This is a genomic window from Ensifer adhaerens (assembly GCF_001270265.1).
Lineage (GTDB): Bacteria > Pseudomonadota > Alphaproteobacteria > Rhizobiales > Rhizobiaceae > Ensifer > Ensifer adhaerens_B.
Genome location: NZ_LGAP01000029.1, coordinates 1 through 20,578 on the forward strand (window position 1 = coordinate 1; position 20,578 = coordinate 20,578).

The window sequence follows — 20,578 nt, forward strand, 5'->3', positions numbered from 1 at the left end:
GGCGGCAAACCCAAGATCGTCGCCATCGTCGCAACCATGCGAAAGCTGCTCACCATCCTCAACGCCATCATCCGGGACCGCAAACCATGGCAAAACGCTTGACCCACAAGACAGTCGCTCTCCCCGCAAGCGGGGCGAAGGGAGATGCAGCGCCATCCGTATCCCGAACAACCGCCCGCTCAAGCCAGCATTTTCCATAACGTAAGCCGCCGGCAACCGCGCACCAAGGCCGCGTCCCCTCGCCCCGCCTGCGGGGAGAGGGTTAGGGTGAGGGGCAAATCTTGCTGTCGCGTTTCTAAAGCAATTCCAGGAAAAGTGTGAAACAGTTTTCCGCCCGGAATTGCGTAGTTTCAAAGAGTTAGATCATTTCACTGTTTCAATGAAACAATGAAATGATCTAGCCCGGCAAGGCTTCACATTCCTGCAGCGCCATCGCCGCCCGATCCCATTCGGGCCGACTGCGCGTGAAGATCGCATCCGTCGGGGTGAACGCGGAGAGATCGTCCAGCGTGCCGGCATAGATCGTCAGGCGGCCGTCATCCGGCAGGCCGCTTCCAAAAATCTGGCTGCCGCAGGTGTCGCAGAAATGGCGGACGGAGATGTTGCCGTTTGCGGCAACGGTCTGGTAGCTGCGATAGGACCCAGTCGCAATCACATCCGAACGATCGAAGATCATGTAGCAGCAATGACCGGTACCGGTGATCCGCTGGCAATCGCGACAATGGCAAAAGCCGGAATAGGACGGCGCGCGCCTGGTCTCATACCGAATGGCCCCGCAAAGACATCCACCCTTCATGCCTGCCTCCTCCTAATATTGCAGCAAACATAGCGCGCAGCGGCCGGCGTTCAAAAGAAAACCGCGCGCCGGGGTGCGGCGCGCGGATCGGCATTCGGGTATCTACGCCCCGGAAATTACCAGCTCGGGATCAGAGCGCCCTTGAAGGTGTCATTGATGAAGGTCCGGACCGACTCATCGTGGTAGGCCTCGACGAGCGTCTTCACCCAGGGTGCATCCTTGTCGGCAGTGCGCACGGCAATGACGTTGGCGTAGGGCGACTTTTCACCTTCGATGGCGATGGCGTCTTCCTTGGGATGCAGGTCGGCCTCGAGCGCATAGTTGGTATTGATCACCGCTGCGTCGACGTCGGCGAGCGAGCGCGGAAGCTGGGCTGCATCCAATTCGGCAAACGTGATGTTCTTCGGGTTTTCCGTGATGTCGGAAGGGGTGACCTTCAGGCCGACTTCCGGCTTGACCTTGATCAGGCCCTTGGACGCGAGAACGAGCAGCGCGCGGCCGCCATTGGTCGGGTCGTTCGGGATACCGATCGTCGCGCCGTCCTTCAGCTCGTCGAGGCTCTTCACCTTGCTCGAATAGACGCCCATCGGCGTGGTGATGGTGGTGCCGACGCTGACGATGTCGAAACCGCGATCGGCGATCTGGTTGTCGAGATAGGGCTGGTGCTGGAACGAGTTGGCGTTGAGGTCGCCGTCGGCAAGCGCCTGGTTCGGAACGACGTAGTCGGAGAATTCAAGGATTTCGATGTCGAGGCCCTTGGGCGCCGCGACTTCCTTCACCTTCTCCATGATCTGGGCGTGCTCGCCCGGCGTTACGCCGACCTTGATGGTCTCGGCCAGGGCCGTACCGGCCGTGAGGGCTGCGATTGCCGCAGCAATGATGAGCTTCTTCATGGGTATCTCCTTGTTGGTGACTTGAGCGCCTTGGGAAATCAGTTCTTGCGGCTGCGTCTGTCGAAGTGGCGCGCCAGTCCGTCGCCGGCGCTCTGCACGAGCTGCACCAGCACGATGAGCACGATGACGACGACCAGCATCACGTCGGGCATGAAGCGCTGGTAGCCGTAGCGGATGCCGAGATCGCCGAGCCCGCCTCCACCGACCGCGCCGACCATGGCGGAGTAACCGATGAGGCTGACGGCGGTCATGGTCAGCGCCATTGTCAGCGCCGGGCGCGCTTCGGCGAGCAGCACCTTGAAGACGATCTGCATCGGCGTCGCCCCCATGGCGCGGGCGGCCTCGATCAGTCCCTTGTCGATCTCGCGGATCGCCGCCTCCACCAAGCGGGCGACGAAGGGAATGGTGGCGATCGTCAGCGGCACGATCGCCGCCTTGGTGCCGATCGACGTTCCGGTGATGAGGCGGGTGAAGGGAATGATGGCGACGACGAGGATGATGAACGGCGTCGAGCGTGCGGCATTGACGATCAGTCCGACGATGCGGTTGATCGTCGGTGCCGGGAAGAGTTCGCCCTTGCCGCTGGTCGCGAGGAATATGCCGATCGGCAAGCCGATCAGCGAACCAATCAGACCGGCGGCCGCGACCATGTAGAGCGTATCGAGCGTGGCGCCCCAGATCTTTACCAGAATATCAGGCGACATAGCCGAGCACCTCCGTGACCAGACCGTTTTCGGTGAAGAAGCGTTCGGCACGGCCTGCGGTTTCCGCATCCGCGCCATAGGCGACGACCAGCGAGCCATAGGGCCGGCCGCCGATCTCGTCGATCGTGCCGGCAATGATGTTGACCTCGGCGCCGACCGACTTGATCAGCTGCGAAATCAGCGGCCGTTCCGCCGCCGCCCCAAAGAAGGTCAGGCGCACGACGGCGCGGTCACCGGCCACGGCCTGCGGCCTCAGCGCGCGCGACACGGCGTCTGGCAGCTTCGAGCCCGGCAGGCCGGAGAGCATCGCCCGTGTCGTTTCGTGCCGGGGATGGGTGAAGACGTCGAAGGTATGGCCGCGTTCGACGATGCGGCCATGATCGATCACGGCGACGTCGGAGGTGACTGCCTTCACCACCTCCATCTCGTGGGTGATGAGCAGCACGGTCAGGCCAAGCTCGGCATTGATGCGCTTCAGGAGCTCGAGGATCGATTGCGTCGTCTCCGGATCGAGCGCCGATGTCGCCTCGTCCGACAACAGCAGCTTCGGCTCGGTCGCCAGCGCCCGGGCGATGCCGATCCGTTGTTTCTGCCCGCCGGAAAGCTCGGCCGGGTAACGACCATGCTTGTCGGCAAGCCCGACGAGATCGAGCAGCGGCAGCACGCGCTTCTCGATGGCGTGCTTGTCCATGCCGGCGATTTCGAGCGGCAGCGCCACATTACCGAACACGGTGCGCGACGACAGAAGATTGAAATGCTGGAAGATCATGCCGACCGAGCGCCTGAGCGCGCGAAGGCCTGCCTCGTCGAGCGCGCCGACATCGACGCCATCGACGAGCACCGTGCCGCCCGTCGGCTTTTCCAGCCCGTTGACCAGGCGGATCAGCGTCGACTTGCCGGCGCCGGAGCGGCCGATGATACCGGTGATCGAGCCGCGCCCGACCGAAAGCGAGACCGTGTCGAGCGCCGTGAAGGCGCCGCTCTTGCCGGACGCTGCGAAATGCTTGGAAACGCCATCGAAGATGACGGCGGCGTCACCGGGCGCCGGCGCTTTGTAGGCGGAAACGCTCATCGTTCGGATACCCCCGAAAGAGGCGCTATCGTTATGGACGGGTACATAGGTGCTCTCGGATGCTGGAAACTCAAAATCCCGGGCTTTGAGCGCGGGATGGAAGGCGCGTCTTGTCAGGCCGACATTCGACAACGCATTCGGAACAGGGAGCACATCTCTAGCATTAGCCAACCGGTGAGTTCAACGTCATTGCCGCAGGAAGAACATGCGACATAATCTACGGCCCTTATGGACAATAGATCCCGGCTTTTACAGGTATGTTTTTCCGGGTTGCTTCGCGTTTGCGGAAAAAACCGCTCTTTCGCGAGCGCCGTGGCAAGAGGAAAGCCGTGCACCGACCCGACAAGCGGGCCGATGCCGACGATCTGCCTGCGACGGTCAGACGCCGATGGCGTGGGCAACCGGAGCCAGGTGCGGCCAGACCTCAATCGAGCCGCGATAGATCATGTTGAGCGCCACATAAAGGATGATGGCGAGACCGACGTAGGCGATCCAGTGATAGCGGTTGAGCAGCCGGGCGATGAAGCTTGCGGCAATGCCCATTAGCGCGATCGAAAGGACAAGGCCGAAGACGAGGATGCTCGGATGCTCGCGTGCAGCACCGGCGACCGCCAGAACGTTGTCGAGCGACATCGAGACGTCGGCAATGACGATCTGGATCGCCGCCTGAAGGAAGGTCTTTCGCGGCGCCGAATTGGCGCCCTCACCCTCGAAATCTTCTACTCCGCCGGAGCGGATCTCGCGCCACATCTTCCAGCAGACCCAAAGAAGCAGAAGACCGCCGGCCAGCAGCAGCCCGATGATCTCGAGAAGCTGCACGGTGACACTGGCGAGCGCGATGCGAAACACGGTTGCGGCAAGGATGCCGACCAGGATCGCCTTGCGGCGCTGCTCAGTCGGTAGACCGGCGGCTGCAAGACCGATAACGACGGCATTGTCGCCGGCCAGAACCAGGTCGATGACGATGACCTGCAGAAGCGCCAGCAGCCCGGCAGAAGTGAAGATTTCCATTTTTGATAGTCCTCGGGCGCCCCACACGCCTATTCGCTATCGCTAACGCATAGAACAAGGGGAGTTGGCGGATCAAGGGCCTGAGGTGGGCAGCTTCGCAATACGCACCGGAATGATGATCGCCACAGGGTGAGTTGACCCTTCGACTGCCGCCGCGGGAATACGGCGCACTTCACGGTTTACTGACCACAGTTCTCTGATACGAAACACGGCGAGATTGAGTCGAAGGGCAGGAGAGCCGATGCGCATCGTTTTGACCGGAAGTTCGGGGCGCGTCGGCCGGGCGATCTACAATGCGTTGGCACCCCATCATGACGTGGTCGGCATCGATCGCGCACCTTTCGCGACGACAGAAATCTCAGGCGATCTTGTCGACGGCGTGCTGCTCGAGCGCGCCATGCAAGGGGCCGATGCGGTCATTCATACGGGCGGGCTGCATGCGCCGCATGTCGATACGATCCCGGACGCGGAGTTCGAGCGTGTCAATGTGATGGGGACCCATCTCGTCATTGCCGCCGCGCAAGCCACCGGCGTCAGCCGCATCGTCTTCACCAGCACGACGGCGCTTTACGGCCATGCGGTAAAGGAAGGCGCCTGCACCTGGATCACCGAGGAGACGCCGCCGCAGCCGCATACGATCTACCACCACACCAAGCTTGCTGCCGAGGCGCTCTTGGAAAACGCCGCCGACCGGGCGCTGCACGTCCGTGTCCTGCGCATGTCGCGGTGCTTTCCGGAGCAGGCCGACCGCATGGCGGCCTATCGGCTGCACCGCGGTATCGACGTCCGCGACGTGGCGGACGCGCATGTGGCGGCACTCGACAATGACGGGCCTGCCTTTCAGCGGTTCATCGTCTCAGGCGAGCCGGCCTTCCTGCCGACGGATTGCCGGCATCTGGTAAGCGACGCCGCCGCGGTTCTGCGCGAGCGGGCAACAAAATTTTCCCAGGCCTTTGCCGAACGCGGCTGGTCGCTGCCTACCTCGATCGACCGCATCTACGATCCGAGTGCCGCCATCGGCGCGCTCGGATGGAAGCCGCGCTTCGGCTTCAAGGAAGTTCTGGCCCAGCTCGATCGCGGCAGCCTCGAGGTGCTGCCGGTGCGCAAAGCGGCCCCGGGGCGCTTCGATTGACTGGATGCCTTGCGCGCCTGAACGAGCGCGCATGGCTTTTGGCCATCAGATGTGGTTGCCGCCAGGAAATTCCTCGGCCAATGCCTTGTACCAGTGGCCGCTCTTCTTGATCGTGCGCACCTGCGTTTCGTAATCCACATGCACGATGCCGAAGCGCATCTTGTAGCCTTCGGCCCACTCGAAATTGTCCATCAGGCTCCAGGCGAAGTAGCCACGCATCGGATAGCCCTTGGCAATCAGGTCGGCCGTTACCGACAGGTGCTCGGCGATATAGTCGAGCCGCGGCTGGTCGTCGACCGCACCGTTTTCGACGCCCATATTGTAGCAGGCGCCATTCTCGGTGATGTAGCAATCGGGCAGGTCGTAGCGGGCGTTGAGCGTCTCCACCAGCTGGCCGAGCGCCGGCGCATAGACCTCCCAGCCGATATCCGTCTTCCCATCGCTGGCCGGCTTGGCATTGATCGTCGCCGGATATTCGGCACCGGCCTTTGGATCGTCGCTGACGCGCATCGGCGTGTAGTAGTTGAGGCCCCACCAGTCGAGCGGGCGCGAGATCGTTTCCATGTCGCCGTCTTCGATATCAGGCATGCGATGGCCGAGCGCGCTCATGAAGCTCTCGGGATACTCCCCCTTGAAGATCGGACCGAAGAAGACGCCGTTGTGGAAATCGAAGGCGCGCTCGGCGGCCGCCTTGTCGGCGTCAGCGTCGCTGCCGGGATAAACCGAATGCGCATTGATGACGATGCCGGCAGGCAGGTTCGGCCGCTCAGAGCGGATGGCGTCGACACCGAGGCCGTGCGCCAGATTGGTGAAATGCAGCGCATGCAGCGCGGCGTCCATGTTACGCTCGCCCGGCGCATGAATGCCGTAGAGATGGCTGAGCCAGACCGAGCACCAGGGCTCGTTGAAGGTTGCGACCGCGTCGAGCCGGTCGCCGAGGCGGGCTATCACCGTCTTGGCATAACGCTGGAAGGCATAGGCCGTGGTGCGCGCCGTCCAGCCGCCATCGCCCATCAGGGCCAGCGGCAGGTCCCAGTGATAAAGGGTGGCAAAGGCCTTGATGTTGCGCGCCTTGAGGCCGTCAACGAGGCGGTCGTAGAAGTCGAGCCCCTTCTCGTTGATCGGGCCGGTGCCTTCGGGAATGATGCGCGGCCAGGCAATCGAAAACCGGTAGGCCTCGACGCCGAGGCTCTTGATCAGATCGAGATCGTCGTCGAGCCTGTTGTAGTGGTCACAGGCGACATCGCCATTGTGCCGGCCGAAGACCCGGCCCGGCATGTTGGAGAAGGCATCCCAGATCGATGGCTTGCGGCCGTCGGCCTTGGTGGCGCCTTCGATCTGGAAGGAGGCGGTCGCCACTCCGAATACGAAGTCACCCGGAAAGCGCTGGGCCAGGATCTTGGGATCGGTCATCTCTCTGTCTCGTCTTTTGCGGCCCCGCCCCGGTAAGGCGTTGACCTCATTGTTTTCGGCTTATCTTGCGCGTTGGCCTAAACCCGTGCCGGCAAAAGTCAACTCGCGAAAAAGGGCGAGGTATGTCCCGCCCTTCCGCCCGGCGCAAACGTTTCGCTACACCTTTACCCAAGCACCATTTCGTTTGGATGACTGGACGCAGGCATCGACGAACATCATTCCCTTCATGCCGTCGTCGATGGTCGGATAGGTGATGGCCGGATCGACCTTCTCGCCCTTGCGCTTGGCGAAGATCGCGCGGGCCGCCTCAGTGTAGATGTTCGCGAAGCCTTCGAGATAGCCTTCCGGATGGCCCGACGGGATGCGGCTGACACGGCCAGCCGCTACACCTGAACCGGCTCCGGCGCGGGTCAGCAGCCGCTTCGGCTCGCCGAACGGCGTGTACCAGAGATAGTTCGGGTCCTTCTGCGTCCATTCCAGTCCGCCCTTGGTGCCGTAGGCCCGCACCATCAGGCCATTCTCGTGGCCGGGCGCCACCTGGCTGCACCACAGCAGCCCCTTGGCGCGCTCGCCGTCCTTCGCCTTGAAGCGCATCATCACATGGGCATTGTCGTCGAGCTTTCGGCCCGGAACGAAGCTGTCGAGATCGGCGGCAAGCTCTTCCAGTTCCAGCCCGGAGACGAAGGCGCCGAGATTATAGGCATGGGTGCCGATGTCGCCGGTCGAGCCGCCGGCACCGGAGCGCGCCGGATCGGTGCGCCAGGCCGCCTGCTTCTGGCCGGACTGCTCGATATTCTCTGTCAGCCAGTCCTGCGGATATTCCATCTGCACCAAACGCACCGCGCCGATATCGCCATTTTCGACCATCTCGCGCGCCTGGCGCACCATGGGATAGCCGGTGTAGTTGTGGGTGAGCACGAACAGCGCATCGCTGTCATCGGCCGCCTTCTTCAGCTTCTTCGCATCCGCTAGCGTCGAGGTCAGCGGCTTGTCGCAGATCACATGGATGCCGCGCTTCAGGAACTCTTTTGCCGCGGCATAGTGCACGTGGTTCGGCGTGACGATCGCCACCGCTTCGATCCCGTCCTTCAGCTTCGCCTCACGGATCGCCATCTGCTTGAAGTCGGAATAGACGCGCGACGGGTCAAGCCCGAGCTCGCGCCCGGAACTCTCAGCCTTCTCCGGCGTCGACGACAGGGCGCCCGCCACCAGTTCAAAGTGATCGTCGAGCCTTGCGGCGATGCGGTGCACCGCGCCGATGAAGGCGCCCGAGCCGCCGCCGACCATGCCCAGCCTTATCCGCCGCTCGCGCTTCTCGCTCGTTCCTTCGATTGCCATCTTGTCTCTCCTCGTATCGTTTCATTGTCGTATCGTGAGGTCGCCCCTCATCCGCCTGCCGGCACCTTCTCCCCGCCTGGGGGGGAGAAGGGACTTACCGCGCTGTCGGCGTTTCATCCTCTTTGCCCAATAGCGGGCAGAAGATCGATTGCGGCGCCCTCTGCTTACTCGGCGCAACCGTGGGCCACGTCCCCTCTCCCCGCCTGCGGGGAGAGGGTTAGGGGTGAGGGGCTGCGGCCGCAGCGGGCCTGGAGCTGCCGCTGGACCTATGGTTCTGCCTCAGATGCCCAGCAGGCGCCGGTTGGCCGCCTCGTCGGTACCGCTGTCGGCAAAGTCGTCAAACGCCTTCTCGGTAACGCGGATGATGTGGTGTTTGACGAACTCGGCGCCCTCGCGCGCGCCGTCTTCGGGATGCTTCAGGCAGCACTCCCATTCCACCACCGCCCAGCCGGAAAAATCATTGGCCGCCATCTTGGAAAACACCGCGCCGAAATCGACCTGGCCGTCTCCAAGCGAGCGGAAGCGACCGGCCCGGTTGACCCAGCCCTGGTAGCCGCCATAGACGCCCTGCCGCCCGGTCGGGTTGAACTCGGCATCCTTGACGTGGAACATCCGGATGCGATCCTTGTAGATGTCGATGTTGTCGAGATAGTCGAGGCACTGCAGCACATAGTGCGACGGGTCGTAGAGCATGTTGGCGCGGGCATGGTTGCCGGTGCGCTCCAGAAACATCTCGAAGGTGATGCCGTCGTGCAGGTCTTCGCCCGGATGGATCTCGTAGCAGACGTCGACGCCGCAGTCCTCGGCATGGTCGAGGATCGGCCGCCAGCGTTTCGCCAGCTCGTCGAACGCGGTCTCGACCAGGCCGGCCGGGCGCTGAGGCCAGGGATAGATGAACGGCCAGGCAAGCGCGCCGGAAAAGCTCGCCATCGCATCAAGCCCGAGGTTCTTCGACGCCGTCAGCGCCAGCTTCACCTGCTCGACCGCCCATTGCTGCCGCGCCTTCGGGTTGCCGCGCACTTCCGGCACGGCAAAGCCGTCGAAGACCTCGTCATAGGCCGGATGGGTGGCGACCAGCTGGCCCTGCAGATGGGTCGACAGTTCGGTGATCTCGACGCCGTTGTCGCGAGCAATGCCGGCAAGCTCGTCGCAATAGGTTTTTGACGTCGCCGCCTTCTGCAAATCGATCAGCCGCGCGTCCCACGTCGGCACCTGCACGCCCTTGTAGCCGCAATCGGCCGCCCACTTCGTGATCGACGCAAACGAGTTGAACGGCGCCGCATCCCCCGCAAACTGCGCCAGAAACAGACCGGGGCCCTTGATCGTTTTCATCCCAAACATCCTCCTGATAATATGGCTGCCGGCAAAGCCGGCCTGTTAGGCCAACGACAGGAAGAAGCGGAAGAAGGCTTCATTTTCGCTGCAGCTGAAGCACCTGAAACGTTGCAGGCGCCGAAACTAGCAGATTTTTTGCATGGAGCAACCGGCCAGCGCGCAGTTTTTAAAGGTCGGTTTCAATCCCTCTTCGGACATGTCGGCAATGCAGACGTGCAGCCCTGTTGCCATTTGTGCCGTGGATACCGCGGCAACGAAAAAGGGACGGCATCATGACGCCCCTTTCCCCTTGTCCGTCGCCAATTGTGACGATTATCCGTAACGCCGGTTGCCGGCGGTAAAGCCAGGCCTTGCCTGGCTCCGCCCTCCGTTCATGAAGCGCTTGCGAGCACCGGGTCAGACGTAACGGTTGACGACATTCTCCAGCAGTTCCTGCTTGCCGGACTTCGGCTGCGGGTTCAGGTCGGACTTCAACACCCAGGCTTCGATCTCTTCCAGCGAGAAGCCGCCCTCGAGCATCTTCTTGGCTTCCGGCACCTGCCAACCGGCATAACGCTGGTCGAGCGGTGCGGAAAGTGCCTTGTCCTCGATCATCTGGGCAGCAGCCTTGAGACCGCGGGCGCAGCAATCCATGCCGCCGATATGGCCGATCAGCAGGTCCTCGGGATCGAGCGACTGGCGCCGCAGCTTCGCGTCGAAGTTGGTGCCACCGGTCTTGAAGCCGCCACCGGCCAGAACCTGGTAGTAGGCAAGCGCCATTTCCGGCACGTTGTTGGGGAACTGGTCGGTATCCCAGCCCGACTGGTAGTCGTTGCGGTTCATGTCGATCGAGCCGAAAATGCCGAGCGCATTGGCAAGCGCCAGTTCGTGCTCGAAGGAGTGGCCGGCGAGGATCGCGTGGCCCTGTTCGATGTTGACCTGCACTTCCTTTTCCAGGCCGTACTTCTTGAGGAAGCCGTAAACGGTGGCGACGTCGTAGTCGTACTGGTGCTTGGTCGGCTCCTGCGGCTTCGGCTCGATCAGGATCGCGCCCTTGAAGCCGATCTTGTGCTTGTACTCGACCACCAGGTTGACGAAGCGGCCGAGCTGATCGAGCTCGCGCGACAGGTCGGTGTTGAGCAGCGTCTCATACCCTTCGCGCCCGCCCCACAGCACATAGTTCTCGCCGCCGAGACGCTGGGTAGCGTCGAGGCAGGTCTTGACCGTCGCAGCCGCAAAGGCAAACACATCCGGATCCGGATTGGTCGCGGCACCCGACATGTAGCGGCGGTTGGAGAAGAGATTGGCCGTACCCCAGAGCAGCTTGACGCCGGTTTCCGACTGCTTCTTTTCGAAGTAATCGACGATCTCGTTGAGGTTTTTGGTGTTCTCGACGAAGTTGCGCCCTTCGGGGCGGACGTCCGCATCGTGGAAGCAGTAGTAGGGAACGCCGAGCAGCTGGAAGAATTCAAACGCAACGTCCGCCTTCAGTTTGGCGGCGTCCATCGTGTTCTTGAACCAGGGGCGCTCGAACGTCTGGCCGCCGAAGGGGTCGCCGCCCGGCCAGACGAAGGTGTGCCAATAGGCGACCGCAAAGCGCAGGTGATCTTCCATGCGCTTGCCGAAGACGACCTCGTCCTTGTTGTAGTGGCGGAAGGCGAGCGGATTGCTGCTCTCCGGTCCCTCGTAGTTAATTTTGGCGATATCGCCGAAAAATCCCGTGCTCACGGTCTGGCTCCTCTCATGGGTGGTGTGCCGGCGTCGCCATTGCAAAACGTCCGGCCATTACGTGGAAGGTAATTGGTTTCATTCCCTCGGGCGGCGATAGCTGGGGCATCGAAATGCCAAACCAAAGGAACAGTCAGATGAACGACCTCAACCGGATCGCCCAAGCCTATATTGCCGCCTGGAACGCCGAGCCTGGCGATCGCAGCGCCCTGATCGAAAAGGCCTTCTCGGCGGATGTCGCCTATCGCGATCCGATCATGCAGGGTGACGGGCATGAGGGCATCGGCGGCCTGATCGCCGGGGTAAAGGGCCAGTTCCCTGGCTTCCGCTTCACACTCAAGGGCACGCCGGATGGCTTTGCCGACACGATCCGCTTCTCCTGGGCACTCGGTCCCGAAGGCGTCGAGCCCGTGATCGAGGGCACCGATGTCGGCCTGATCGAAAACGGCCGGCTGAAGCAAGTCACCGGCTTTCTCGACAAGGTGCCGGCGCAATAGGCCCGGTCGATCGGCAACAGCCATGGAAGGGCGCGATATGGTCATGTCGCCGCGCCCTTGATGGCGGGATAAAGGCGTCGATAGCGCTGATAGGCTTCTTCGTAGGCAGCCACCAGGCCGGTATCCGGCGCGATCGTTTGCGCCGTTTTCGGCGGATGGCAGGTCGCGACCGGATCGGCACCGGTTGCCGCGATCAGCCCAAGACGCGCAGCGCCGAAGGCCGCGCCGAAATCGCCGTCGGCAGGCAGATCGACCGGCAGATCGAGCGCGGTCGCAATCGACTTCAGCCAATAACGCGAACGCGAGCCGCCGCCGATCGCCGTCACCCGTGTCAGCGTGGTGCCGGCCGCGCGCAATGCCTCGAGGCTGTCGCGGATGGCGAAGGAAACCCCTTCCATCACTGCCTGCGTCAGCACCACGCGGCTGCTCTCGTGGCCGAGGCCGGCAAAGGCGCCGCGGATCCCTGCATCGTTGTGGGGGGTTCGCTCGCCGGAGAGATAGGGAAGGAAGGTCACGCCGCCTGGCGTCTTCAACGTATCGCCCAATTCCGTACTGAGGTCGGCGGCACTGCGACCGGCAATCCCCGAATACCAGTTGAGCGCATCGGTCGCCGACAGGATGACGCCCATCTGATGCCAGGTGTTCGGCAGAGCATGGCAGAAGGCGTGAACGGCACTTGCCGGATTGGGCAGGTAACTGGCGTTGGCAGCAAACAGCACGCCGGACGTGCCGAGCGAGACGAAGGCATGGCCTTCGCCGACCGTGCCCATGCCGCAGGCGGAGGCCGCATTGTCGCCCGCCCCGCCAGCAACGACGACGCCGTCGCCCATGCCCCAGCGCGACGCCAGCTCTGATCGAAGCGCTCCCGCCCGATCCGTGCCTTCGACGAGATCCGGCATCTGCCGTTCATCCATGCCGGTGGCCGAAAGCAGGCTTTCCGACCAGCGTCGCTTGCCGGTGTCGAGCCAGGCGGTGCCGGCCGAATCCGACATCTCCGAGATATGCTCGCCGGTCAGCCACAGGCGCAGATAGTCCTTGGGCAACAGCACCCAGCGCACCTTGGCAAAAAGATCCGGCTCGTTTTCACGCACCCAAACGAGTTTCGGCGCGGTGAATCCGGGGAAGACGATGTTGCCGGTGATGGCGCGGAATTGCGGATCGGCGTCGAGTGCCGCCGCCTCGCGAAAACTGCGGGTATCGTTCCAGAGGATGCAGGGCCGCAGCACCTTGTCGTCGGCGTCGAGCAGCGTCGCGCCATGCATCTGGCCGGAGAGGCCGATGCCGCGCACGGCCGCAAGCGCTGCCGGGTGCGCCGCCTTCAGGCCTGATATCGCCTGCTCGGTAGCGCGCACCCAATCGGCCGGATCCTGCTCCGACCAGCCGGGATGCGGCCGGGAAACGTCGAGCGCACCGGAGGCCGAACCGACAATGCGCTGATTGTCGTCCATCAGCATCGCCTTGACGCCCGACGTGCCGAGATCCAGTCCGAGATACATGCATGCCTCCATTGAGCAATTCCAGGAAAAGTGTTGAACCGCTTTCCGTCAGGAATTGTGTAAATTCAAAGTATTACGCCGGTTCGACCGGCAGGTTGTCCTTCAGAAAAATATCGATGCGGATGCGCTCCTGTGCCTCGATCATCGAGAGCCCATCGGCGCGCGCCTTCAGCACGCGAATGGCGCTGCGCACCTCGTGCCCCGCATCCTGATTGAGCAGCGCATCGATGGTGCCCGAGACGAGTGCGGCACGGCTGTACGGCGTCAGCTCGTGGGCGATCGCGCAGATCTCGGCCTGACGCCCGGCCTTTTCGAGCGCCGCGATCAGGCCACGGTTGCCCGCGCCGAGGCTGTAGATGCCGGCCAGGTCCGCGTGCGACACCAGCAGGTCCTGCACCAGTTTCTCGACTTCGGACGGGTCATCGTGCCCCTCAACCACGGGCAGCAGATGCCGCTTGGCCACACTGTCGTTCATGGCAGCGCTGAAGCCCTCAAGCCGATCCCTGTGGTCTCGCACCAGCATCGAGCCGGCAACGATTGCCACCGGACCGTCGCGGCCACCAAGGAAACGCCGCATCAGGCTGCCGGCCGTGCGCCCGGCGGCGATATTGTCGACACCGGCGAAATGATCGCGCTCGGAACCGGTCAGGTCCGAGACGAGCGTGACGACGGCGATGCCGTCTGCGCGAAGCCGCCCGACGGCCGCCACCACTTCCGGCGCCTCGACGGCAACGACGGCAACGCCGGCAGGCTCCCGCCGGCGCGCTTCGTCGAGCGCCTCGGCCAGTGCCGACGCATCGAAGGCGGGAACGGAGAGAATGGTGATATCGGTCCGCTCGACGGCGGAGCGGGCTCTGGCGGACTGGACCTCGGCCTCAAGCCCGCGCATGAAGGCGTTTTCACCCTCGGGCAGGATGAAGATCAGCGGATAGCTGCGGCTCTTGGCAAGATTGGCCGCCGCCACGTCCCTGATATAACCGAGCGTCGCGATGGCGCGCTCGACCTTGTCGCGCGTGACCTTCCGAACACCAGGGCGATTGTTCAAAACCCGATCGACGGTCGCAAGACTGACCTCGGCTTCTGCAGCGATATCGTGAACTGTAGGGCGCATCATTTCCTCCCGCAAACTGCCTTAGAGGAATTTTTGATGTACGTAAATCAAAAATGCACGGAGGAAAACCAACCGCTGTTTTCGCGGCTAAAAACGCTTGCTGAAGGCTTGCGTGAAAACGATCTCGCCGTGGCCCTTGCCGGCCTCGGCAAGCACCACATCCATGAAACCGTCGGTCACGCGCACGAGGGCGAAACCGCCCATATAGGCAGCCTTCGGCTTGAACAGATCTAGCCCTTCGCGGCGATAGATCATCGCGGTTTCGTGCTGGTGGCCGTGAAAGAGGCCGATGACATTGCAGCCCTTGATCGCGCCGACGAGTGCCTGGCGCTGCTCAATGCTCCACCAGTGCGGCGGGCCGTCGCCCTGATCGTCGAAGGTCCTGGCGGCGGCGTCCCAGACTTCCGTGGAGAAGGCGTCCCAGCCATAATGCTGGAACAGGATCACCGGTCGGCCGTCAGCGGCATAGGACGCCAGATCCTGCTTCAACCACGGCAGCGCATCGACGGCTCCCTTGCTGACGTCGCCGCCGAAGCGCTGGAGCTGAACGAGATGCAGCCCGCCCCAATCCCAGGAGTAGCAGTCCGACAGCGGGTCATAGTTCGTCACCGGCACCGGCGGCTTGTAGAACACCGTCTGGCGATGGTTGAGCTCGACATAGTCGCGCAGCTCGCGACGATACCAGTCGACATGCGGCGGCGGTCCGTCCTGATCGAGGTCATGATTGCCGAGGCCGACATAGACGGGGAAGTGCACGCGGTCGGCACCGGGTCCCTCCTGGTAACGGCTCGAAAACTGCTGCAGCTGCCGGCCCTCGCGCGGCTGGTGCACCTGTCCGCCGCCGTCGTCGGTGACGTCGCCACCCAGCACCAGGCCGAGCGGCCTGCCGATCCGCCTACGGGCGCTGCCGAGCCCACTCGGCTGACCGGCAACGGTTTCCGGCCAATGCATTGCCGCCAGAGCATTGAGCGCCGCGACGTGACGAAGCAGGTTTTCGTCGGTCTTGCCCTCCGCCGCACAGTTCGGCGCAAGGCCTTCGGTCGAGACGAGGCAGGCGTGGATATCATTGGAAAACAGGAAGGTGGCATCAACGGGCGGGTGTACCGCTGCCCGCGCCGCCGGCGCCAGCAGCGCTGCGCTCGCCCCAGCCGCACCGACAAGGAAGGAACGCCGGGAAATGCCGAACCGTCCCAATGACTGCATGAATGACCCCGTTTTCAGCCGGCCAGGGCGCCAGACCGAAGATCGGGACCGGCCGGAGATTGTTTTTCCGGCCGGATTGTGCAGCAACGCGACGATCGCGTAAACCGTGCAAACGGAACTAGTGGCCGCCGTCGCTTGGGCCAACACCTTGCGGTTTCTTGATCATCATCACCCCCAGGATCAGCGACAGGAACAGCACCGTCAGGATGACGAAGACGTCGCCGAACGACAGGATCATCGCCTGCTTCTGCGCCATCGCCGCAAGCTGCTTGATGGCGATGGTCGCACCGTCAAGGCCATGGGTGTTGAAGTTCGCTGCCATGTTGTTGAACCGCTCCATCGCCTCCGGGTTGCCCCACTGGATATGCTCGGAAAGCCGGGCATAGTGCAGGTCCTGGCGCTGGGTCAGGATGGTGTTGATCACCGCCAGGCCGACAGCGCCGCCGAGATTGCGCGTCAGGTTGAACAGACCGGATGCGCCGCGCATGCGCGCCGGCGGCATGGTGCCGAGCGCGATGTTGTTGATCGGCACCATGCACAGCATCAGCCCGACGCCGCGCAGGATCTGGGGGATGAACAACTCGTAGAAGTCCCAGTCGGCCGTCAGGTGCCCCATGATCCAGGTGCCGCTGGCAAAGCTGGCAAAGCCGATGGTCATCAGCACGCGCGGATCGAGCTTGCCCGACAGGATGCCGGCGACCGGCGCCGTCAAGAACATCGCCAGACCCGAGACGAACATCGTCTCGCCGATCATCAGCGAATCGTAGCCGCGGATGCGCCCGAGATAGAGCGGATAGAGATAGGTGAGGCCATAGAGCCCGATGCCCATGACGAAGGAGAACATCGAGCCGAAGGCGAAGTTGCGGTTTGCAAACGCCCTGAGGTCGACCACCGGGAATTCAACCTTGAAGGCCCTGTAGAAGAAGATCACGGCGGCGATCACCGTGGCGACGGCGCCCATGACGATGTGATCGTCATTGAACCAGTCGTTGGCGTTGCCTTCTTCCAGAACATATTCGAGCGAGCCGAGGAAGATCGCCATCGAGGCAAGCCCCCACCAGTCGAACTTCTTAAAGAGGCTCAATTCCGGCTTGTCGAAATCGATGAAACTCCAGGTCAGTGTCGCGACAATGATGCCGGGGATGACGTTGACCAGGAACAGCCAGTGCCAGGAGAAGGCATGGCTGAGATAGCCGCCGACGGTCGGGCCGATGGTCGGCGCAAGCGTGGCGATCAGGCCGATGATCGGCGAAACGATGTTGCGCTTCGACGGCGGGAAAATGGTGAAGGCGGCCGCAAAGACCGACGGGATCATGCCGCCGCCGATAAAACCCTGGATCGCCCGGTAGACGATCATCTGGTCGATATTGGTGGCGGTCGCGGCGAGCGCACTTGCCGCGGTGAAACCCGCCGCCGAAACCGAAAACAGCACGCGCGTCGAGACGATGCGCGCCAGCGTGCCCGACAGCGGGATCATGATGACTTCGGCAATGAGGTAGGAGGTCTGCACCCAGCCGATTTCGTCGGAGCCGGCTGACAAGCCCGCCTGGATTTCGGCAAGCGACGCCGAAACGATCTGGATGTCGAGGATCGCCATGAACATGCCGACCACCATGGCGAAGAAGGCGATCAGCCTTCTCGGATCCATGTGTTCCTCGACCTTCGGTGCGGCTGCCGCCACCGAGCCTGCTGTTGCCGTTGCGGCCATCTGAGCCACTCCCTGCGTGTAAAGGCGCATCGGCGCGTTCCATCGAACACGCCGGCGCGTCAGGCCCGATTATTTCGCGGCGGCGATTTTGGTCTCACCGGGCGCCGTGCGCGTGTCGACATCGACGACGACGCTCAAGCCCGCCCGCAGATGGCCTTCCGCCAGCACATCGGCCGGCAGCGTGATGCGCACCGGCACCCGCTGGATCACCTTGGTGAAGTTGCCGGTGGCGTTTTCGGCCGGCAGCAGCGAGAACACCGAACCGGATGCCGGCGAGATCGAGGCAACCGTGCCTTCGATCGCGTTCTCGTCATAGGCGTCGATGTGGACCTTGACCTTCGAGCCTGGAACCAGATGCGCGATCTGCGTCTCCTTGAAGTTGGCGTCGATATAGAGTTGGTCGACCGGGACGAGGGCGGCCAGTCGCTGACCGGCAGAGACGAGGTCGCCGACCTGGACGGCGACGTTGCCGATGACGCCGTCATAGGGCGCCTTCAGCACGGTGAAACCGAGGTCGCGGTTCGCCTTGTCACGGGCAAGTTCCAGCGAGCGGATCGTGCTTTCCGCCTCGGTGCGCTGTGCCGCCAGAACAGTGATGTTGGCGTTCGCCGCCGCGATGTTGGCATCGGCGCCGACGAGGTTCGCGCGGGCCTGATCCAGCGCCACGTCAGCATTGTCGCGCGAAGCAACGGTGCCGACGTCCTTGGACTGGAGGTCGCTCGCGCGTTTCTGCGCGAGTTCGGCGCCGCGCACCGTTGCTTCGAGAGCTTTCTTCTGGGCTTCTGCCTGGGCAAGGCTTGCCTTGGCACCGGCGATCTGCGCGTCGAAGCGGCTGAGCGCCAGCTTCTGCGTGGCGATCTGCGCCTCGGTCTGCTCGGCGGCGATGCGGTAGTCGCCATCGTCGAGCGTGACGAGCGGGTCGCCGGCCTTCACCTGCTGGTTGGCGACGACATCGACCTTGGCGACATAACCCGAAACCTTCGGGGAGATCGTGGCGATGTCGCCTTCGATATAGGCGTCATCGGTCGAAACCATGAAGCGGCCATTGGTCCACCAGTCATAGCCGTACCAGCCGGCGGCGGCGAGAGCAGCGAGGCCGAGGACGGGCAGCAAGGGGCTGCGCTTCTTCTTTTTCGGAGCGGCCTCGACAGCGGGCGCTTGCGTCGCTGCTGGCGCCTCGGCAGTCGCCCCCTTGGCCTCGGGCGCGGCCTCATGGGTCTGCGGAACTTCAAAATCCTCGCCGACAGGGCGAACGCGAGCAACGCTGGACGTTTTGGATGCGGACATGGGTACCGGCCTGGTTAATGGGTGGCGACTGAACTGAACCGTTCGGTTCGATCGGAAGCTTGACTTAATCGCTTTGACGTCGCATATCAAGAGGAAATCGAACCACGCGGTTCGATGGACGAAAATTAATGCGAACGGGACGGCACAGACGGCGATCATGGAACCAGCGAAGACCGAGCGAAACGAGACCATCCAGCCTGATAACGGCGCGGACGAGCAGCTTTGTCCCGGCAGCGGACGCCATGCGGCGGGTGAAGACCCTGCCAAGCGCGAACAGATTCTCGAGGGTGCCCGGCGGGTCTTCATGAGCCAGGGCTTCGACGCCGCGAGCATGAACGACATCACCCGCGAGGCGGGCGTCTCGAAGGGCACGCTCTACGTCTATTTCGAAAACAAGGAAGATCTGTTCAAGGCGCTGATCATCAGGGGCAAGACCCTGGTGGTCCAGACCGCCAAGCACGCCCTCAACGACCACGAGGACGTCGAGGAGTCGCTCTACGATTTCGGCGTCACCTTGACGAGCAGCATCACCTCCGAGGATACGATCCGTTCCATGCGCATGGTGATCGGCGTGATCGACCGCATGCCGCATCTGGCGGAACGCTTCTTCAGCGAGACGCCCGAAAACGGCTATACCGTCCTCAAGACCTACCTCGACAGGCAGGTCCCGGCCGGCACGCTCGCTATCGACAACACCGAAGTGGCCGCGCGGCAGTTCATCGAGATGGCCCAGGCCGGGCTGTTCAAGCATCGCCTGTTCGGCGGCATGTGTTCGGCGCCGCCGCGCGAGCAGATCGAAGGCACAGTTGCCGCTGCCGTCCGGGTGTTCATGGCCGCCTACGGACCCAAGAAGACCGGTTGAGCCAAGCCGAGCCGCCCGTTCGTCCGGCAATCCTTCAATCCAGCAATTGCGATCAAGCGCGCCTTGCGGCAAGACCCTATGAGCATGGGCTGTCTGCCACGGGAGTGAACATGAGTGCTATCGGACGGGCGATCTGGTTCATCGAGAGCCATTTCGCGAGTGATATATCGCTGGAGGAGATCGCCGAGGCTGCCGGCCTTTCGCGCTTCCACCTGTCGCGCGTCTTCGGACTGGTGACGGGCCGCTCCATCAGCGTCTATATCCGCGGGCGGCGCCTGAGCGGCGCTGCACGAAGCCTTGCCGACGGCTCCTCCAACATTCTCGCGGTGGCCCTCGAGGCGGGCTACGGCTCGCACGAGGCCTTCACCCGTGCCTTTCGCGAGCAGTTCGGCGTGACGCCGGAAACCGTGCGCAAGCAAGGGCACCTCAGGAATATCGAACTGACGGAGCCTCTCAGAATGGACGACACCCGCCTCCTCAAACTGGACCCACCACGCTTCGAAGACAGTCCGCCGCTTCTGCTGGCGGGACTGGCGGAAACCTACGCCTACGGCCGGACCGAAGGCATTCCCTCGCTTTGGCAGCGTTTTAACGCCCACTTCAGCAACATCCCGGGACAGAAGGGCAACGTCGCCTATGGCGTCTGTAGCCAGAGCGACGGCGAGGCCGGGACTTTCCGGTACATGGCGGCGGCAGAGATCGACGATACCGCTGCCCTGCCCACCGGCTTTACGACCATCAAGCTGCCGAAGCAGCGTTATGCCGTGTTCCTGCACCGCGGCCATATCTCGGCGATCGCGACGACAGCACACCATATCTTCGGCACATGGCTGCCGGAGGCCGGCCTTCAGCATGGTGAAACGCCCGACCTGATCGAGCGGTATGACGATCGTTTCGATCCGCATTCGGGCATGGGCGTGGTCGAAATCTGGGTCCCGATCAAATCGTAAACGGTAAAGCGCCGCCGCAAATGGCCGGCGGCGCTTGTTACTTTCGCGATGCTGCTTAAATAC

At 63.1% G+C, this 20,578-nt stretch carries 19 protein-coding genes and 1 pseudogene; 6 read left to right on the forward strand and 14 right to left on the reverse strand.

The window, feature by feature from the left end:
- Positions 1-102 (forward strand): annotated as a pseudogene (locus AC244_RS36785) (IS110 family transposase); the annotation flags it as partial.
- 295 nt (positions 103-397) lie between these two features.
- On the opposite strand, the gene AC244_RS27915 reads toward AC244_RS36785, so the two are convergent.
- The 5 genes from AC244_RS27915 to AC244_RS27935 all read right to left on the reverse strand — a co-directional run bounded on the left by AC244_RS27915 (position 398) and on the right by AC244_RS27935 (position 4,476).
- On the reverse strand, positions 398-796 hold the full coding sequence (locus AC244_RS27915) for a GFA family protein (protein WP_053252087.1): 399 nt from the start codon (positions 794-796) through the stop codon (positions 398-400).
- Between the two features lie 116 nt (positions 797-912).
- Positions 913-1,689, reverse strand: coding sequence for a MetQ/NlpA family ABC transporter substrate-binding protein (locus tag AC244_RS27920; RefSeq protein WP_053252088.1), 777 nt, complete (start codon positions 1,687-1,689; stop codon positions 913-915).
- A 38-nt stretch (positions 1,690-1,727) separates the two neighbouring features.
- Complete coding sequence (locus AC244_RS27925; RefSeq protein ID WP_053252089.1) at positions 1,728-2,393, reverse strand: methionine ABC transporter permease; 666 nt, start codon at positions 2,391-2,393, stop codon at positions 1,728-1,730.
- On the reverse strand, positions 2,383-3,465 hold the full coding sequence (locus AC244_RS27930; RefSeq protein ID WP_053252090.1) for a methionine ABC transporter ATP-binding protein: 1,083 nt from the start codon (positions 3,463-3,465) through the stop codon (positions 2,383-2,385). The genes AC244_RS27925 and AC244_RS27930 overlap by 11 nt, the downstream gene beginning before the upstream one ends.
- A 378-nt stretch (positions 3,466-3,843) precedes the next feature.
- A complete protein-coding gene (locus AC244_RS27935; protein WP_053252091.1) occupies positions 3,844-4,476 on the reverse strand; it encodes a TerC family protein in 633 nt (210 codons plus the stop codon).
- Between the two features lie 241 nt (positions 4,477-4,717).
- Here AC244_RS27935 and AC244_RS27940 point away from each other — a divergent pair, with 241 nt between their 5' ends.
- Positions 4,718-5,608 (forward strand): NAD-dependent epimerase/dehydratase family protein, encoded by an 891-nt coding sequence (locus AC244_RS27940; RefSeq protein WP_053252092.1) that lies wholly within the window; start codon positions 4,718-4,720, stop codon positions 5,606-5,608.
- Between the two features lie 45 nt (positions 5,609-5,653).
- Here the strand turns inward: AC244_RS27940 and AC244_RS27945 are convergent, their stop codons facing one another.
- The 3 genes from AC244_RS27945 to AC244_RS27955 all read right to left on the reverse strand — a co-directional run bounded on the left by AC244_RS27945 (position 5,654) and on the right by AC244_RS27955 (position 9,691).
- Positions 5,654-7,021 carry a GH1 family beta-glucosidase gene (locus tag AC244_RS27945; RefSeq protein WP_053252093.1) on the reverse strand — a complete coding sequence of 456 codons (1,368 nt, stop codon included), beginning with the start codon at positions 7,019-7,021 and terminating at the stop codon, positions 5,654-5,656.
- 156 nt (positions 7,022-7,177) lie between these two features.
- Positions 7,178-8,359: a Gfo/Idh/MocA family protein gene (locus tag AC244_RS27950; protein ID WP_053252094.1), complete on the reverse strand. Its 1,182-nt coding sequence runs from the start codon at positions 8,357-8,359 to the stop codon at positions 7,178-7,180.
- A gap of 279 nt (positions 8,360-8,638) precedes the next feature.
- Positions 8,639-9,691 carry a sugar phosphate isomerase/epimerase family protein gene (locus tag AC244_RS27955; protein WP_053252095.1) on the reverse strand — a complete coding sequence of 351 codons (1,053 nt, stop codon included), beginning with the start codon at positions 9,689-9,691 and terminating at the stop codon, positions 8,639-8,641.
- A 21-nt stretch (positions 9,692-9,712) separates the two neighbouring features.
- On the opposite strand from AC244_RS27955, the gene AC244_RS36790 reads away from it, so the two are divergent.
- Positions 9,713-9,970, forward strand: coding sequence for a hypothetical protein (locus AC244_RS36790; RefSeq protein ID WP_152976132.1), 258 nt, complete (start codon positions 9,713-9,715; stop codon positions 9,968-9,970).
- 120 nt (positions 9,971-10,090) lie between these two features.
- Here the strand turns inward: AC244_RS36790 and xylA are convergent, their stop codons facing one another.
- Positions 10,091-11,401, reverse strand: coding sequence for a xylose isomerase (xylA, locus tag AC244_RS27960; RefSeq protein ID WP_053252096.1), 1,311 nt, complete (start codon positions 11,399-11,401; stop codon positions 10,091-10,093).
- 137 nt (positions 11,402-11,538) lie between these two features.
- Here xylA and AC244_RS27965 point away from each other — a divergent pair, with 137 nt between their 5' ends.
- Positions 11,539-11,898: a nuclear transport factor 2 family protein gene (locus AC244_RS27965; RefSeq protein WP_053252097.1), complete on the forward strand. Its 360-nt coding sequence runs from the start codon at positions 11,539-11,541 to the stop codon at positions 11,896-11,898.
- A gap of 41 nt (positions 11,899-11,939) precedes the next feature.
- On the opposite strand, the gene xylB is transcribed toward AC244_RS27965, so the two are convergent.
- The 5 genes from xylB to AC244_RS27990 form a co-directional block, all read right to left on the reverse strand.
- Entirely contained in the window at positions 11,940-13,394 is a 1,455-nt protein-coding gene (xylB, locus tag AC244_RS27970) for a xylulokinase (RefSeq protein WP_053252098.1), read from the reverse strand.
- A gap of 73 nt (positions 13,395-13,467) precedes the next feature.
- The gene (locus tag AC244_RS27975; protein ID WP_053252099.1) at positions 13,468-14,505 is read right to left on the reverse strand and encodes a LacI family DNA-binding transcriptional regulator; all 1,038 of its coding nucleotides are present in this window, start codon (positions 14,503-14,505) and stop codon (positions 13,468-13,470) included.
- A gap of 87 nt (positions 14,506-14,592) precedes the next feature.
- Positions 14,593-15,708, reverse strand: a complete 1,116-nt coding sequence (locus AC244_RS27980; RefSeq protein ID WP_053252100.1) for a metallophosphoesterase — start codon at positions 15,706-15,708, stop codon at positions 14,593-14,595.
- A gap of 118 nt (positions 15,709-15,826) precedes the next feature.
- The gene (locus tag AC244_RS27985) at positions 15,827-17,416 is read right to left on the reverse strand and encodes a DHA2 family efflux MFS transporter permease subunit (protein WP_053252163.1); all 1,590 of its coding nucleotides are present in this window, start codon (positions 17,414-17,416) and stop codon (positions 15,827-15,829) included.
- A gap of 69 nt (positions 17,417-17,485) precedes the next feature.
- A complete protein-coding gene (locus tag AC244_RS27990; protein WP_053252101.1) occupies positions 17,486-18,703 on the reverse strand; it encodes an HlyD family secretion protein in 1,218 nt (405 codons plus the stop codon).
- Positions 18,704-18,860: 157 nt separating this feature from the next.
- Between AC244_RS27990 and AC244_RS27995 the strand changes: the two genes are divergently transcribed.
- Positions 18,861-19,565, forward strand: a complete 705-nt coding sequence (locus AC244_RS27995; RefSeq protein WP_053252102.1) for a TetR/AcrR family transcriptional regulator — start codon at positions 18,861-18,863, stop codon at positions 19,563-19,565.
- A gap of 110 nt (positions 19,566-19,675) precedes the next feature.
- On the forward strand, positions 19,676-20,515 hold the full coding sequence (locus AC244_RS28000) for an AraC family transcriptional regulator (RefSeq protein ID WP_053252103.1): 840 nt from the start codon (positions 19,676-19,678) through the stop codon (positions 20,513-20,515).
- Positions 20,516-20,578 lie beyond the last annotated feature (63 nt).

Excerpts from the sequence above, each read along its gene's own strand:
- AC244_RS27915 (WP_053252087.1), bottom strand. The coding sequence starts at position 796 with ATGAAGGGTGGATGTCTTTGCGGGGCCATTCGGTATGAGACCAGGCGC.
- AC244_RS27920 (WP_053252088.1), bottom strand. The coding sequence starts at position 1,689 with ATGAAGAAGCTCATCATTGCTGCGGCAATCGCAGCCCTCACGGCCGGT.
- AC244_RS27925 (WP_053252089.1), bottom strand. The coding sequence starts at position 2,393 with ATGTCGCCTGATATTCTGGTAAAGATCTGGGGCGCCACGCTCGATACG.
- AC244_RS27930 (WP_053252090.1), bottom strand. The coding sequence starts at position 3,465 with ATGAGCGTTTCCGCCTACAAAGCGCCGGCGCCCGGTGACGCCGCCGTC.
- AC244_RS27935 (WP_053252091.1), bottom strand. The coding sequence starts at position 4,476 with ATGGAAATCTTCACTTCTGCCGGGCTGCTGGCGCTTCTGCAGGTCATC.
- AC244_RS27940 (WP_053252092.1), top strand. The coding sequence starts at position 4,718 with ATGCGCATCGTTTTGACCGGAAGTTCGGGGCGCGTCGGCCGGGCGATC.
- AC244_RS27945 (WP_053252093.1), bottom strand. The coding sequence starts at position 7,021 with ATGACCGATCCCAAGATCCTGGCCCAGCGCTTTCCGGGTGACTTCGTA.
- AC244_RS27950 (WP_053252094.1), bottom strand. The coding sequence starts at position 8,359 with ATGGCAATCGAAGGAACGAGCGAGAAGCGCGAGCGGCGGATAAGGCTG.
- AC244_RS27955 (WP_053252095.1), bottom strand. The coding sequence starts at position 9,691 with ATGAAAACGATCAAGGGCCCCGGTCTGTTTCTGGCGCAGTTTGCGGGG.
- AC244_RS36790 (WP_152976132.1), top strand. The coding sequence starts at position 9,713 with ATGGCTGCCGGCAAAGCCGGCCTGTTAGGCCAACGACAGGAAGAAGCG.
- AC244_RS27965 (WP_053252097.1), top strand. The coding sequence starts at position 11,539 with ATGAACGACCTCAACCGGATCGCCCAAGCCTATATTGCCGCCTGGAAC.
- xylB (WP_053252098.1), bottom strand. The coding sequence starts at position 13,394 with ATGTATCTCGGACTGGATCTCGGCACGTCGGGCGTCAAGGCGATGCTG.
- AC244_RS27975 (WP_053252099.1), bottom strand. The coding sequence starts at position 14,505 with ATGCGCCCTACAGTTCACGATATCGCTGCAGAAGCCGAGGTCAGTCTT.
- AC244_RS27980 (WP_053252100.1), bottom strand. The coding sequence starts at position 15,708 with ATGCAGTCATTGGGACGGTTCGGCATTTCCCGGCGTTCCTTCCTTGTC.
- AC244_RS27985 (WP_053252163.1), bottom strand. The coding sequence starts at position 17,416 with ATGGCCGCAACGGCAACAGCAGGCTCGGTGGCGGCAGCCGCACCGAAG.
- AC244_RS27990 (WP_053252101.1), bottom strand. The coding sequence starts at position 18,703 with ATGTCCGCATCCAAAACGTCCAGCGTTGCTCGCGTTCGCCCTGTCGGC.
- AC244_RS27995 (WP_053252102.1), top strand. The coding sequence starts at position 18,861 with ATGGAACCAGCGAAGACCGAGCGAAACGAGACCATCCAGCCTGATAAC.
- AC244_RS28000 (WP_053252103.1), top strand. The coding sequence starts at position 19,676 with ATGAGTGCTATCGGACGGGCGATCTGGTTCATCGAGAGCCATTTCGCG.